14 protein-coding genes and 2 pseudogenes are annotated in these 13,265 nt (G+C 70.9%); 7 read left to right on the forward strand and 9 right to left on the reverse strand.

Annotated elements, in window-relative coordinates; all coding sequences use genetic code 11:
• Positions 1-153: 153 nt before the first annotated feature.
• The gene (locus OG386_RS07610; RefSeq protein WP_328787396.1) at positions 154-2,523 is read left to right on the forward strand and encodes a phosphoketolase family protein; all 2,370 of its coding nucleotides are present in this window, start codon (positions 154-156) and stop codon (positions 2,521-2,523) included.
• Between the two features lie 11 nt (positions 2,524-2,534).
• Positions 2,535-2,805 (forward strand): annotated as a pseudogene (locus OG386_RS07615) (aldo/keto reductase); the annotation flags it as partial.
• A gap of 126 nt (positions 2,806-2,931) precedes the next feature.
• On the opposite strand, the gene OG386_RS07620 reads toward OG386_RS07615, so the two are convergent.
• The 4 genes and pseudogenes from OG386_RS07620 to OG386_RS07635 all read right to left on the reverse strand — a co-directional run bounded on the left by OG386_RS07620 (position 2,932) and on the right by OG386_RS07635 (position 5,544).
• The gene (locus OG386_RS07620; RefSeq protein WP_328787397.1) at positions 2,932-4,080 is read right to left on the reverse strand and encodes a DUF475 domain-containing protein; all 1,149 of its coding nucleotides are present in this window, start codon (positions 4,078-4,080) and stop codon (positions 2,932-2,934) included.
• Positions 4,081-4,129: 49 nt separating this feature from the next.
• Positions 4,130-4,363 (reverse strand): annotated as a pseudogene (locus OG386_RS07625) (TerD family protein); the annotation flags it as partial.
• 219 nt (positions 4,364-4,582) lie between these two features.
• Positions 4,583-4,858, reverse strand: coding sequence for a hypothetical protein (locus OG386_RS07630; RefSeq protein WP_328787398.1), 276 nt, complete (start codon positions 4,856-4,858; stop codon positions 4,583-4,585).
• Entirely contained in the window at positions 4,855-5,544 is a 690-nt protein-coding gene (locus OG386_RS07635) for a TetR/AcrR family transcriptional regulator (protein ID WP_328787399.1), read from the reverse strand. Before OG386_RS07635 ends, OG386_RS07630 begins: the two co-directional genes overlap by 4 nt.
• Before the next feature lie 144 nt (positions 5,545-5,688).
• On the opposite strand from OG386_RS07635, the gene OG386_RS07640 reads away from it, so the two are divergent.
• Together OG386_RS07640 and OG386_RS07645 are read left to right on the forward strand one after the other, a co-directional pair.
• Positions 5,689-7,425: an amidase gene (locus tag OG386_RS07640; RefSeq protein WP_328787400.1), complete on the forward strand. Its 1,737-nt coding sequence runs from the start codon at positions 5,689-5,691 to the stop codon at positions 7,423-7,425.
• Positions 7,426-7,533: 108 nt separating this feature from the next.
• Positions 7,534-7,869, forward strand: a complete 336-nt coding sequence (locus tag OG386_RS07645; RefSeq protein ID WP_328787401.1) for a YnfA family protein — start codon at positions 7,534-7,536, stop codon at positions 7,867-7,869.
• Here the strand turns inward: OG386_RS07645 and OG386_RS07650 are convergent.
• Positions 7,863-8,003, reverse strand: a complete 141-nt coding sequence (locus OG386_RS07650; RefSeq protein WP_328787402.1) for a hypothetical protein — start codon at positions 8,001-8,003, stop codon at positions 7,863-7,865. The two genes, OG386_RS07645 and OG386_RS07650, sit on opposite strands and share 7 nt — an antisense overlap.
• Positions 8,004-8,264: 261 nt before the next feature.
• Between OG386_RS07650 and OG386_RS07655 the strand changes: the two genes are divergently transcribed.
• Positions 8,265-8,480 (forward strand): DUF6243 family protein, encoded by a 216-nt coding sequence (locus OG386_RS07655; protein WP_328787403.1) that lies wholly within the window; start codon positions 8,265-8,267, stop codon positions 8,478-8,480.
• Between the two features lie 214 nt (positions 8,481-8,694).
• On the opposite strand, the gene OG386_RS07660 is transcribed toward OG386_RS07655, so the two are convergent.
• From OG386_RS07660 to OG386_RS07670, 3 genes are all read right to left on the reverse strand, one after another.
• Positions 8,695-8,823, reverse strand: coding sequence for a hypothetical protein (locus OG386_RS07660; protein WP_328787404.1), 129 nt, complete (start codon positions 8,821-8,823; stop codon positions 8,695-8,697).
• A 129-nt stretch (positions 8,824-8,952) separates the two neighbouring features.
• Entirely contained in the window at positions 8,953-10,374 is a 1,422-nt protein-coding gene (locus OG386_RS07665) for a serine hydrolase domain-containing protein (RefSeq protein WP_328787405.1), read from the reverse strand.
• A 136-nt stretch (positions 10,375-10,510) separates the two neighbouring features.
• Positions 10,511-11,023 carry a universal stress protein gene (locus OG386_RS07670; RefSeq protein WP_328787406.1) on the reverse strand — a complete coding sequence of 171 codons (513 nt, stop codon included), beginning with the start codon at positions 11,021-11,023 and terminating at the stop codon, positions 10,511-10,513.
• A gap of 302 nt (positions 11,024-11,325) precedes the next feature.
• Between OG386_RS07670 and OG386_RS07675 the strand changes: the two genes are divergently transcribed.
• Positions 11,326-11,661, forward strand: coding sequence for an SAV_915 family protein (locus OG386_RS07675; RefSeq protein ID WP_328787407.1), 336 nt, complete (start codon positions 11,326-11,328; stop codon positions 11,659-11,661).
• A 14-nt stretch (positions 11,662-11,675) separates the two neighbouring features.
• Positions 11,676-13,010 (forward strand): diaminopimelate decarboxylase, encoded by a 1,335-nt coding sequence (gene lysA / locus OG386_RS07680; protein WP_328787408.1) that lies wholly within the window; start codon positions 11,676-11,678, stop codon positions 13,008-13,010.
• Between the two features lie 69 nt (positions 13,011-13,079).
• On the opposite strand, the gene OG386_RS07685 is transcribed toward lysA, so the two are convergent.
• Positions 13,080-13,253, reverse strand: coding sequence for a hypothetical protein (locus OG386_RS07685; RefSeq protein WP_328787409.1), 174 nt, complete (start codon positions 13,251-13,253; stop codon positions 13,080-13,082).
• Positions 13,254-13,265: the final 12 nt, after the last annotated feature.

Consider the following 13,265-nt stretch of genomic DNA (forward strand, 5'->3'; position numbering starts at 1 on the left):
TCCACTGTCCTCGGGCGGGACAGGTGCGGATAAGGGCCGACCGTCCCTCCCCGAGGGACGGTCCTCCCCTGCCGGCCGTACCCCGGCAGGGCGCAGGCTGTCGGCATCGGCTCAGTCGACGAACGTCCCGGACCCTCGTACGCAGGAGCGGACATGACCGCGTTGAGCGCGCATTCGATCTCGGAACTGGACGCCCACTGGCGCGCCGCCAACTACCTGGCCGTCGGCCAGATCTACCTCATGGGCAACCCCCTGCTGGCCGAACCGCTCAGGCCGGAGCACATCAAGCCGCGGCTGCTCGGCCACTGGGGCACCTCGCCCGGACTGAACCTGGTGCACACCCACCTCAACCGCGTCATCGGGGAACGCTCGCTGGAAGCCCTGTGCGTCTGGGGCCCGGGCCACGGTGGACCCGCAGTCCTCGCCAACTCCTGGCTGGAGGGCACGTACAGCGAGACCTACCCGGACGTGAGCCGCGACGCCGACGGCATAGCCAGGCTCTTCCGGCAGTTCTCCTTCCCCGGCGGGGTGCCGAGCCACGTGGCGCCGGAGACCCCCGGTTCCGTGCACGAGGGCGGGGAACTGGGGTACGCCCTCGCCCACGCCTACGGAGCCGCCTTCGACCACCCCGGCCTGCTGGTGGCCTGCGTCGTCGGCGACGGCGAGGCGGAGACCGGACCGCTCGCCGCGTCCTGGCATTCGAACAAGTTCCTCGACCCGGTCCACGACGGGGCGGTCCTGCCGATCCTGCACCTGAACGGCTACAAGATCGCCAATCCGACCGTGCTGTCCCGGATCCCCGAGGCCGAGCTCGACGCGCTGCTGCGCGGTTACGGGCACGACCCGCTGTACGTGACCGGCAGCGACCCCGCCCAGGTGCACCGCGCCATGGCCCGCGCGCTGGACCACGCCCTGGACCGCATCGCCGCGATCCAGCAGGAGGCACGGGCGACGGGCACCGACCCGGGACGGGAGTACGCGCGTTGGCCGGTGATCGTCCTGCGTACGCCCAAGGGCTGGACCGGTCCGGCATCCGTCGACGGCGACCCGGTCGAGGGCACGTGGCGGGCCCACCAGGTCCCGCTCGCCGGTGTGCGCGAGAACCCGGCACACCTGCGGCAGCTGGAGGACTGGCTGCGCTCGTACCGGCCGGAGGAGCTCTTCGACGCCGACGGCCACCCGACGCCGCAGGTCCTGGCCTACGTTCCGGAAGGCGAGCGCCGCCTCGGCGCCGTGCCGTACGCGAACGGGGGCCGCCTGCTGCGACCCCTGCCGCTGCCCGCGCTCGAGGCGCACGCCGTCCCCGTCGCGAAGCCGGGCAGCACCCTGCACGAACCGACCCGTGTCCTGGGGCGCTTCCTCACCCAGGTCATGCGGGAGACGGCCGGGCGGAGGGACTTCAGGGTCGTCGGTCCGGACGAGACCGCCTCCAACCGGCTGGACGACCTGTACGGGGCCACCGGCAAGGCCTGGCAGGGCATCACGGAGGCCACGGACCGGAACCTGTCCCGCGACGGCCGGGTCATGGAGATCCTCTCCGAGCACGTATGCCAGGGCTGGCTGGAGGGCTACCTCCTCACCGGCCGCCACGGCCTCTTCTCCACCTACGAGGCCTTCGCCCACATCGTCGACTCCATGGTCGGCCAGCACATCAAGTGGCTGAAGACCGCACGCGAACTGTCCTGGCGCGCGCCGATCGCCTCCCTCAACTACCTGCTCACCTCCCACGTCTGGCGCCAGGACAACAACGGCTTCTCGCACCAGGACCCCGGATTCGTGGATCACGTCCTCAACAAGAGCCCCGAGGTCGTACGGGTCTACCTGCCGCCGGACGCCAACACCCTCCTCGCCGTGGCCGACCACGCCCTGCGCAGCCGTGACCAGGTCAACGTGATCGTCGCCGGCAAACAGCCCTGCTACGACTGGCTGCCCATCGACGAGGCGCGCACCCACGTGACGCGCGGCGCCGGGATCTGGGAGTGGGCGGGCACCGACCACGGCTCCCGCGAACCGGACGTCGTACTCGCCTGCGCCGGCGACGTGCCCACCATGGAGGTGCTGGCCGCAGCGGCCCTGCTCCGCGAGCACCTCCCCTCGCTGGCCGTCCGCGTCGTCAACGTCGTCGACATCGCCCGGCTCATGCCCCACGAGGAACACCCCCACGGCCTGACGGACCCCGAGTACGACGCCCTCTTCACCACCGACAGGCCGGTGGTCTTCGCCTACCACGGCTACCCGTGGCTCATCCACCGCCTCGCCTACCGCCGGACCGGCCACTCCCAGCTGCACGTCCGCGGCTATAAGGAGTCCGGCACCACGACCACCCCCTTCGACATGGTCGTGCGCAACGACATGGACCGCTACCGGCTCGTCATGGACGTCATCGACCGCGTACCCGGCCTCGCGCGCCGCGCCGAAGTGCTGCGCCAGGCCATGGTCGACCAGCGCATCCGCCACCACGACTGGATCCGCGAACACGGCACCGACCTGCCGGACGTCGCGGACTGGTCCTGGCCGTACTGATCACGCGGGGCCAGGCCCGCAGGCACGCTGACATCGTCTCCGTGCAGAACCTCTACAACCTCGCGAACCGGTCCGCCGAAGGCGTGCTCACGTACGCCGAGGCCGAGAACATGGCCTTCATCCCTTGGTTCCCGATCGCCACGGGCGAACTCGCCCGCCCTGCGCCGCTCCCCGGTGGTGCTCCCGATTCCGGGTACGTCCAGTGCCGCGCATCTGGAGGAGAACGTCAACGCCGCACTGGTGCGGCTCGAGGACCAGGAGTTCGAGGCCCTCACCGCCGCCGCCGGAACTCGCGGGCCGCCCCCCGGCGAACTCCGGGCCGGTGACGCTCCGCACGGGTCGCGGATCAAGGGCCGAGCACGACCACTGCGCCTGGCGGCGGCCTGCGGCCCGCGCTGCCGGCCCGGCTCAGACGCCGGAGGGGACCTCGGCCTTCTCGTCGGACCCCGCGCCCGTCGCCTCGGCCGCCGCTAGCCTGCGGTTGCGCCGGACCGAGGAGATGAAGGACCAGCCGATCAGGACGACGCCGACGAGGCCGGTGATGACCTCGTGGATCTCGTACTGGATGGTGACGAGCAGGATCACGGCGAGGGCGCCGATGGCGTAGTGCGCGCCGTGCTCCAGGTAGACGTAGTCGTCGAGGGTGCCCTGGCGGACCAGGTAGACCGTCAGCGAACGGACGTACATCGCGCCGATGCCGAGGCCGAGCGACATCAGGACGATGTCGTTGGTGATGGCGAAGGCGGCGATGACGCCGTCGAAGGAGAAGGACGCGTCGAGGACTTCGAGGTAGAGGAACAGGAAGAACGCGGCCTTGCCGGCCATCACGACCGCCGGGACCCTCGTGCCGCTCGTCCTGGCCGCTTCCTCGGCCTCGTGCTCGCGCTCCTCCTCTTCCTCGAGCTTGTTCTCGAAGTAACCGGAGAGGCCGCCGACGACCAGGTAGGTGATCAAGCCCGCAATCCCCGCGACCAGGACGGTCTGCGCCTTGTCCGCGTGGATGCCGCCGTACTGGTGGGCGTGGGTGGCGAAGGTCATCGCAGAGACGAGCAGCACGATGAGCGCGATGCAGACGGAGAGCATGTCGATCTTGCCGAGCTTGGCGAGCGGACGCTCCAACCACGCGAGCCACTTGTAGTCGCGGTCCTCGAAGATGAAGTCAAGGAAGATCATCAGGAGGAACATGCCGCCGAAGGCGGCGATGGACGGGTGGGCGTCGGTCACCAGCTGCTGGTACTTGTCCTTGTCGTCCAGCGCGAGCTGTACCGCTTCGATCGGACCGATCTTGGCACTGACGGCGACGATGACGACGGGGAAGACGAGGCGCATGCCGAAGACCGCGATCAGGACACCGACGGTGAGGAAGATCCTCTGCCAGAAGGCGTTCATCTTCTTCAGGATCCCGGCGTTGACGACGGCGTTGTCGAAGGACACCGAGATTTCGAGGATGGACAGGATCGCCACGATCCCGAAGCCGGCCCACCCCCCGTATAACACCGCCGCGATCAGGCCGAGCGCGGTGACCGCGAACGACCAGCCGAACGTTTTCAGAAGCACTGGCTACCCCATCGTTTCGTGCGGGGATCGCCCCGCGCCGCACCTGGCTTTACGAACCATTGACCATGAAGTCTAGAGCGACACCTCGCAGTGCTGACGCGTACCGGCCAGCGGGGCGGGCCTTCCGCTCGCCACCGTGCCGGCCGACTTCGCCGAGAATCACCGCCGGCTCCGTGGACGCGTCTTCACCGAGGCCGCAGCGGGCCAACTCCTGACCGCCGGCGTGGTTCGCCCCGTGGATGCGCGAGTTGCCGACCTGGCCGAAAGTCGGCCTACGATTGTCGACGTCGTCAACCTGGCGCCTTCCAACGCTTTATCGGAGGCTTCACGCATACGCGAGGGCGAGCCATCCGCTCGACCGCCCGCACACGGTCACGCACCGCAACTTCGACGTTGCCGAGAAGACCCTCAACGGACAACTCCGAGATCGCACCGCTCTATTCAGCGGGATGACGGGAGAACCAATGTGCAATACACAAGCACAACGTCTCCCCAACTCCCCTTACGCTTCGGCGTCAAAAAGTTCGTCCCCGGTGCGCGAAGCGAGTGGCGCGCGAAGTGCCGCGGAGCCGAGGAACTCGCTTTCGATGCAGTCGGAGTCGCCGATCACCTGGGATTCCCCGCACCGTTTCCTGCAAGGGTGCTCGCAGCCGAAGCGACCGAACGGGTGCGGCTCACCCTCTCGATGAAGCGGGGTCCGGCTCCCGGCGGGCGTGATGTCGAGCGCGATCTGTCCCGTGGTCGTCGGGACGGGATCGGCGGCCGCGTGCGTCGTCATGCCCGGCCGGTCGGACGCAGTTCGCGTTCGAGGGCGGACAGGGCGAACGCGTGCGCGGAGGTGTGCTGCCAGCGGGACCGTCCGAACATCACGTCCTCGGAGATCCCGCTCAGCATGGCCACGGCCCGGATGGTGAACTCGGGAAGGTCCACGTCGGCGAACTGTCCCAGGTCCCGGCCCTCACGCACGATGGCTTCCAAGCGCTCGTCCCAGCCGTCCAGCAGCGTGGTGAGGAGTTCTCGGCCCGCCTCGTCGTGGCGCTGGGCCAGTACCTGCGTCCACAGCGCGTAGCGCTCGTCGCCCTGGTGGCGGGGCAGGTAGAAACGGACGAACAGCTCCAGCTTCTCGGCAGGGGATGCGGCCTCGTCGGCGGCCCGCCGGAACCGGGTCCCGAGGTCTGCCTCGCTCCATGCGAGGACCTCGAGCAGGAGCCGGTCCTTCTTTCCGAAGTGGTAGAGGATGTGCCCGGTGCTCATCCCGGCCCGCGCGGCGATGTCCGACATCCGAACCGCTGCGGTGCCCTTCTCGGCGATGACACTGATGGCGGCCCTCATCGCCCGCCCCCGCGCCTCGTCCCCGCTGGGCTGACGCTTCCGGTCGACCGGGGCCCCAGCGGCAGGCCGGGAAGAGACGCCGGCCCCGGAGCCGGCCTCGGCACCGGTCGGCCCGGTCTCTGACGTCGCCATGAGTTCGCTCACCTCGCTTCCAGGAGATTAGATTCCTAATCTAGACTGAAAATCTAGTCAGGGCGATGGGGAGTGCGACGGCCGTCGGTCGCCCCGATGCCCAGCGGCTCGCCCGTCCGACCCGACCACCCTGGAGACACCCTCATGACGCGTGGATTCGATGTTGTGGAGACCTGTATCGCCGACCTGCGCGCGTCGCTGGAGAAGGGCGAGACCACTGCTGTCGGCCTGCTCGACGCCTACCTCGCCCGGATCGACGCGTACGACCGGCCCGGTACGACCACCGCTCTGAACGCGATGGTCGTGATGAACCCGGACGCCCGCGCGGACGCGGAGGCCTCCGACGCGCGCCGCGCACGCGGCGAGACGCTCGGTCCGCTGGACGGCATCCCGTACACCGCGAAGGACAGCTACCTCGCGAAGGGTCTGACGGCCGCGTCCGGCTCCCCCGCGTTCGAGCACCTCGTCGCCCAACGCGACGCCTTCGCCATCGAGCGGCTGCGCGCGGGCGGGGCCGTCCTCATCGGCCTGACCAACATGCCGCCGATGGCGAACGGCGGCATGCAGCGCGGTGTGTACGGCCGCGCGGAAAGCCCGTACAGCGCCGACTGGCTCACCAGCGCCTACGGCTCCGGCTCGTCCAACGGCTCCGGCACGGCGACGGCGGCGTCCTTCGGCGCGTTCGGCCTCGGCGAGGAGACCTGGTCATCGGGCCGGGCACCCGCGTCGAACAACGCGCTGTGCGCCTACACGCCCAGCCGCGGCGTGATCTCGGTCCGCGGCAACTGGCCGCTCGTACCGACCATGGACGTCGTGGTCCCGCACACCCGCACCATGGCCGACCTCCTCGAACTGCTCGACGTCATCGTGACCGACGACCCGCACACGCGCGGGGACCTGTGGCGCGCCCAGCCGTGGGTGCCGCTGCCCTCCCCGTCGCAGGTCCGCCCCGCCTCCTACCCGGCACTCGCACCCGCCGACTCCCCGGCCGCACACGACGCGCTCGCCGGCAAGCGCGTCGGGGTACCCCGGATGTACGTCAACGCCGACCCCGGCGCCGGAACGAACCCCGACGGAGGCATCGGCGGCCAGACCGGTCAGCGCATCGACACGCGCCCCTCGGTGATCGCCCTGTGGGAAGCCGCCCGCCGCGACCTGGAGGCCGCCGGCGCCGAGGTCGTCGAGGTCGACTTCCCCGTCGTGACCAACTACGAGTCCGACCGCCCCGGAGCGCCGTCGCTGCTCACCCGCGGACTGGTCAGCCGCGAGTACCTCGCCTTCGAGATCGAAGACCTGTCCGCCTGGGCATGGGACGACTTCCTGCGCGCCAACGGCGACCCGGCGCTCCCCACCCTGGCCGAGGTCGACAGCACCCGCATCTGGCCCAAGCAGGAAGGCGAACTGCCCGACCGCTACGACGGCTTCGACGACACGATCGGCGACTACCCGCGCCTCGTGCGCGAGCGCCCGTACGCGTCCCTCACCGACATGCCGCACCTCGAGCAGGGACTGCGCGGGCTCGAGGAGACGCGCCGGGTCGACCTGGAACTGTGGATGGACGGACTGGGCCTGGACGCGGTGGTGTTCCCCGCGGTCGCCGACGTCGGGCCCGCCGACATGGACGTGTCCGTGGCCTCCGCCGACCTCGGCTGGCGCAACGGCGTCTGGGTCGCGAACGGCAACCTGGTCCCCCGCCACCTCGGCATCCCGACCGTGACCGTACCGATGGGCGCCATGGCGGACACCGGCATGCCCGTCGGGCTGACCTTCGCAGGCCGTGCCTACGACGACAACGCCCTGCTGGCCCTCGCCGCGGCCTTCGAGAAGACCGGCAGCCGGCGCACGGTGCCGCCGCGTACGCCGCAGCTGTCGGCACAGTGACCTGACGGAGCCCTACGGGCGGGGGGGCGGGTGACGACGGGGGCGGCTGCAAGGCGTCCGCCGGCCGCTGACGGTAGCGGGCCCCGGCCGCCGGTAGGGTCAGCCGATATGACCGTCGCCCGTTCCGTCGCCCTCTTCGTCGTCGCCGCCGTGTTCGAGATCGGCGGCGCATGGCTGGTCTGGCAGGGCATCCGCGAGCACAAGGGCTGGATCTGGATCGGCGCCGGCGTCATCGCACTCGGCCTCTACGGGGTGGTGGCCACCTTCCAGTCCGACGACCACTTCGGCCGCATCCTCGCCGCCTACGGCGGGATCTTCGTCGCCGGATCCATCGCTTGGGGCATGGTCGCCGACGGCTACCGTCCCGACCGCTACGACGTCATCGGCGCGTTGGTCTGCCTCGCCGGCATGGCCGTGATCATGTACGCCCCCCGCTCTCACTGACCCTCCGGATGCTGAGGACCGATCGGCCGTCCGCCGACGCCGATCCGGGCGAGGTAGATCCCCGGCAGGCCGAGTCCGGCGCGGACGCCGAGGAGCCAGCCCAGCGGGATGAGCAGCAGGTAGTCGCTGGTCACGGGGGCGAACATGACCACCGTGCCGGGATGTCCGGAAGGAAGCTGACCCCGAGCGCTCGCCGACGGCCCGGCCGACGCCGGGGCGGCGAAATGCTTGGCGCGCGGGGCCGACGGCACCGGGTAACGTCTTTGTCATATTCTTCCAGACGCCGATTCACGCGTGCGAGCGTGCCGGGCCCCCGCTGACGTCCTTCGACGTCGCCGCACCCGTCCCCCACCGATGAATCCGTAGATCACTTCACATCACCACCGGGAGCACCCGTGACCGACAGCAAGAACATCAACAATCCCGTGGGCCAGGGTGGCGGCCAGCGCAAGAGGCTGTCCCGCGCCGAACGGCAGAACAACGGTCCGCACCGCAACCTCGACCGGCAGGGTGCCGCCGACCAGAAAGCGGAGCTGGTGCGCAAGATGCGCGAGAAGGCACGCGCAGCCGAGGCCGCCGGGCAGGCGAGCGACGACGGCGCACAGAGCTGACGCACCACCGCCACAGGCGGCACCGCACGGGGCAGGGCGCGGACCGCGACGCACGGTCCGGGCCCTGCTGCCGTACCGGGAACGGCCGACCACCCGCGCCGAAGGCGGCCACCCGGGGCAGCCGCAGATTCGGCAGCCCCGTCACTGCCACCGCCCCGGTCCGCGCGAGCCGCTCAGCGCGTTCCCCGTGCCCCCCTAGGGACGGACTGTCCCGTCAGACGGTCCCGGACGGGCTCCGGCCGATCTCCTCGGCGGTCTCGAGCGGGGCGGCGGTACGCACAGAACCGCCCACGGCATCCGGCCCGCTGCGGGGCGGGTCGTCCTCGGGCACGTGGTTCCGCATGGGACCGGAGATCCACGACCGTCACTCGGTCACGTTCAGTCCCGGCAACGCCCGCCGGCGGCTGCGCGGCACGACCCCGACGCGTCACACCGACCATGACCGCGTACGGCGGGAGCGGGACGACTCCGGTCACGTGGAGGCGGTGGGTGCCCGGTTGAAGATCCGGCCGCCGAGGTCGATGCCGGCGACGGCACCGCCCGCGTCTCGGGAGAAGAAGCCGCGCTGTCCCCGTAGTCCGCCGGCAGTGACGATGAACTCGTCGCCGTCGCCGGGCAGCAGGCCCATGGCGGCCGGTTCGTGGTCCGCGGGCATCTCGAAGTCGGCCGCCTCGCGGATCTCCGGCTTGATCGCCGCTGCGATGGTCAGCGCCGCGCCGTCAAGGGCGACGGTGAGCGTCATGACGTCGTTCTCGTAGGCCCCGACGACCTCCCCGGCCCGCACCCCGTCGTACGGCAGCGGCTCCGGGTCCTCGTCCACGACGCCGAGGTAGTGCTCCAGGGCCCAGCGGACGGCGGTCCGGTTGAAGGGGATGCCGTCCGGGCCGGCATTGGCCATGGCGACGACCGCGAAGTTCCGCTCGGGCACGATCACCAGCTCGCAGAACTGGCCGTTGGCCGAACCGCCGTGCTCGATCGTCCGAACACCGTCCACCTCGCGCAGGAACCAGCAGATGCCGAAGCCGTCGCCGAGGTTGCTGCCGCGCAGCTCGACGGTCCGTTCCCGCATTCGGTGCAGCAGCTCGGCCGGCAGGAGCTGCTCGCCGTTCTCCGTTCGGCCGTCGCCGAGCTGGAAGCGCGCCCAGGCCAGGACGTCCGCTGCAGAGGAGGCGAGACCCCCTCCTGGGTTGTTGCCCCGGATGAGCCGCCACTCCTTCGCGACGGCGAGGTTGCCGTCCTCGTCAGGGTCGTGGCCCACGGCGAACCGCCGGGTCATGACGTCGGCGGTGCCGAAGAAGCTGTTCGACAGTCCCAGTGGCTCGAGCACGAGCGAGGTGACGGCCTGCTCGTACGTCAGGCCCGTGACGTGCTCCAGGACGCGTCCGAGCAGGTTGTACGCGGCCTGGCTGTACGAGGCGCGGGCACCGGGCTCGCCGATGAACTCCAGCTCGGCCATCCTCGCCACGAAGGCGGCCAGGGCGTCGTCACCGTCACCGGTGTCGACGATGATGTTCCAGCCCAGACCCGAGGTGTGGTTGAGCAGGTTCAGGACGGTGATCTCGGCCGCGGCCGGCTCGTCCGCGAGGACGAGCTCGGGAACGTACCGGCGCACCGGCGCGTCGAGTTCGACGCGGCCGTCGGCGACCAGCCGCATGAGCGCCACCGCCGTGAAGGTCTTCGTCGTGGAGCCCACTTGGAACAGCGTGTCCTCGTCGACGGGCAGCGGGTTGTCGAGGCTGGTCACGCCGTGACTCGCGAAGGTCTCGCGGCCGTCCGCCCACACGCCGACGGTGACGCCGGGGATACCGAACTGCGTGGCGGCCTGTTCGACGAACGCGTTCAGCTCGGTCCGGAACTTCTCGCCCTGCGGCTTCTGGGTGGCGTCGACGTTCATGGGGTTCTCCTGATCGGCTGTCGTCGGTCTCGATGACGTCGGTCTCGATGACGTTCTCGATGACCACGACGATGCCCGGGCCCGCTGACGGACCGCTGATCTCACGCTGACAGCGGGGCGCGCCGCCTGCCGCTCCTCAGGGGGCCAGCTCGCGCGGGTCCAGCGGAATCCGCCAGGCATTGCGACGGTGCACGGATTCCAGCTCGGCCTGGAGCGGGGACGGCGGAACGGCCAGCACGGGGCAGGTGGCGTGCGCGAGGCAGTAGCGGGCCACCGAGGGTCGGACGAGGCGGCGCAGCGCAGTGCGGGACCCCGTGCCGACCACGAGGAGGCCGTCCGGGTCGTGGGCGGTGTCCACGAGGACGGCGCCCGGGGTTCCCCGTACGGTGAGGCCCGCGAGGGGGATCCCGGGTCCCGCAGGACCGAAGGCGGTGTCGAGGACCTCGCGGAGTCTTTCGACGGCCGCAGCACGGCATGGGGCCAGGGCGGAGGGCCCGAGGCCGCCCCGGCTCCCGAGTTCGCCGCCCGGTGACTGCCAGGCCAGGACGACCCTCAGTTCCGCATCGCGCAGTCGGGCTTCTGCTGCCGCCCTGTGCAAGGCGGTCAGACTCCCCGGGCGGCCCGTGACACCGACCACGACTCTTCGCACAGCTTCCGTCCCCTCGTCCTCGTTCGCTGATTCACATGAAAGCGCTCCGCCGGGGATTCGGTGCGGCTGTTGACGGCTCTCTCACGCCGGGGTCCATGACCGTGACGGGTTCCTGACGCCGACCGACGCCGACCGACGCCGGCCGTCAGCGATCCGTATGGACTTGGCGGGTCGTCGTCAAGGTCCCGTCATGGGAGGGCGGAAGGTGTGGGACCCCGGGGATAGCTTCGATGTCGCGCCCCGGACTGCCTCCCCGCACCCGGGGCCTCCACTGCCACTCGTGGTTCCTCTGGGAGGGCCCCATGTGTTTGTTCCAGTACGAGAACGACCCCGAGCCCGAAGAACGCGTCCCGGCCGGACCCCTCTACGTGCCCGTCCGGCCGGGGATCGCGGAGGTGGTGCTCCGGATGTTCCGCACCCCGCTGGGCGACCGTACCGCCGTCGGATTCACCCGCCCCGACCTGCTGGCCGCGACGCTCGGCGCGGAGCAGCCCTGGATCCGGCTGTCCGAGTCCGCGCTCCGCGCGTTGGCTTCGCCGCTCGGCGCGTGCCCGCTGACGATCGACCCGACCTTCACCGCTCCCGCCGTCACCCCGGTGCCGGCTCGAACGGCTGACGTCGCGGTCCGCGCTCTCTGAGAGGGGAAGTCCCGATGACCACTGCCGTACTCTCCGAGGTCGCCACCGGCGCCGACGACCTGTCCATATGGCCCGCGTCCACGCAGCGGCTCCCGCAGGGCGACCTGGCCGTCGGCGGGGTGTCGCTCGCCGAGGTCGCCGAGCGGTTCGAGACCCCGGTCTACGTCCTGGACGAGGGCGATGTGCGCGGGCGCTGCCGGACGTATCAGAACGCCTTCCCCGACGCCGACGTCCACTACGCCGCGAAGGCCTTCCTCTGCCGCGCGATGGTGCGCTGGGTGGAGGAGGAAGGGCTGGGCCTGGACGTCTGCTCCGCCGGGGAGCTGGAGCTCGCCGTCACCGCGGGCTTCCCACCGGAGCGGATCGTGCTGCACGGCAACGCAAAGTCGCCCCGCGACCTGGCGGCGGCGCTGCGGCTCGGCGTGGGGCGCATCGTCATCGACGGTCCGTCCGAAATCGCCCGGATCGCGGCCGCCGTCGGCCCCGAGGGGCACCAGAAGGTCATGGTGCGGGTGGTGCCGGGCGTCTCGGCCGGCGGCCACGACAAGATCCGCACCGGTACGGACGACCAGAAGTTCGGCCTGTCCCTCACCGACGGGGGCGCGCAGCACGCCATCGCCCGGATCCTGAGCCAGCCGCAGCTCGAGCTGACCGGCCTGCACTGCCACATCGGCTCCCAGGTCACCGAAGTGAAGCCGTACCTGGTGGCCCTGCGCCGCATGGTCGGGTTGATGGCCCGCATCCGCGACACGCACGGCGTCGTCCTGCCCGAACTGGACATGGGTGGCGGCCACGGCATCGCCTACCGGCCCGGAGAACCCGCCCTCGACCTCACCGCGCTGGCGCGACGGCTGCGCGCCGAGCTGATCGAAGGATGCGCCGCCGCCCGGCTGATCGTCCCCCGCCTCCTCATCGAGCCCGGACGAGCCGTCGTCGGGCCCGCCGCAGTGGCCTTGTACCGGGTGCTCGCCGTCAAGCACACCGGGGAGAAGGTGTTCGTCGCCGTCGACGGCGGCATGAGCGACAACCCCCGCCCCGCCCTGTACGGGGTGCGCTACGCGCCCCGCCTGATCGGCCGCCGCTCGACGGCCGGAGCCCGTACGGCCACGGTCGTCGGACGGCACTGCGAAGCCGGTGACGTCCTCGCAGCCGACGTGGATCTGCCCGGCGACGTCCACCCCGGCGACCTGCTCGCCGTACCGGTGGCCGGCGCCTACCAGCTGTCCATGGCCTCCGGCTACAACCTCGTCGGCCGGCCCGCGGTCATCGCGGTCCACGAGGGCGCGGCCCGGATCCTGGTCCGGCGCGAGACGCTGGAGGACTTCCGCAGCCGGGACATCGGCAGGTAGGGCAGGCCACGTCGATGGCAGGTGGGGCCGGCCTCGTCGATCCGGCGGAGCACGCCGTGGAGCGCCGGTCTACGGCCGGTAGACGAGCTCGATCACCATCGCGGCGATGACGCCCCAGACCCCGATGCCGAGCAGCCACAGGGCGTCGAGGGCGGCGCCGGCGGCGATGACGGTCAGTCCGGCCGCCCCGAGGGCGAGTACGGTCCGGCGGATGCCGCGGTCGGGGCGCGAACGAGTGGTCACGGTAGTGAGGAT

The organism is Streptomyces sp. NBC_00273, assembly GCF_036178145.1.
GTDB lineage: Bacteria > Actinomycetota > Actinomycetes > Streptomycetales > Streptomycetaceae > Streptomyces.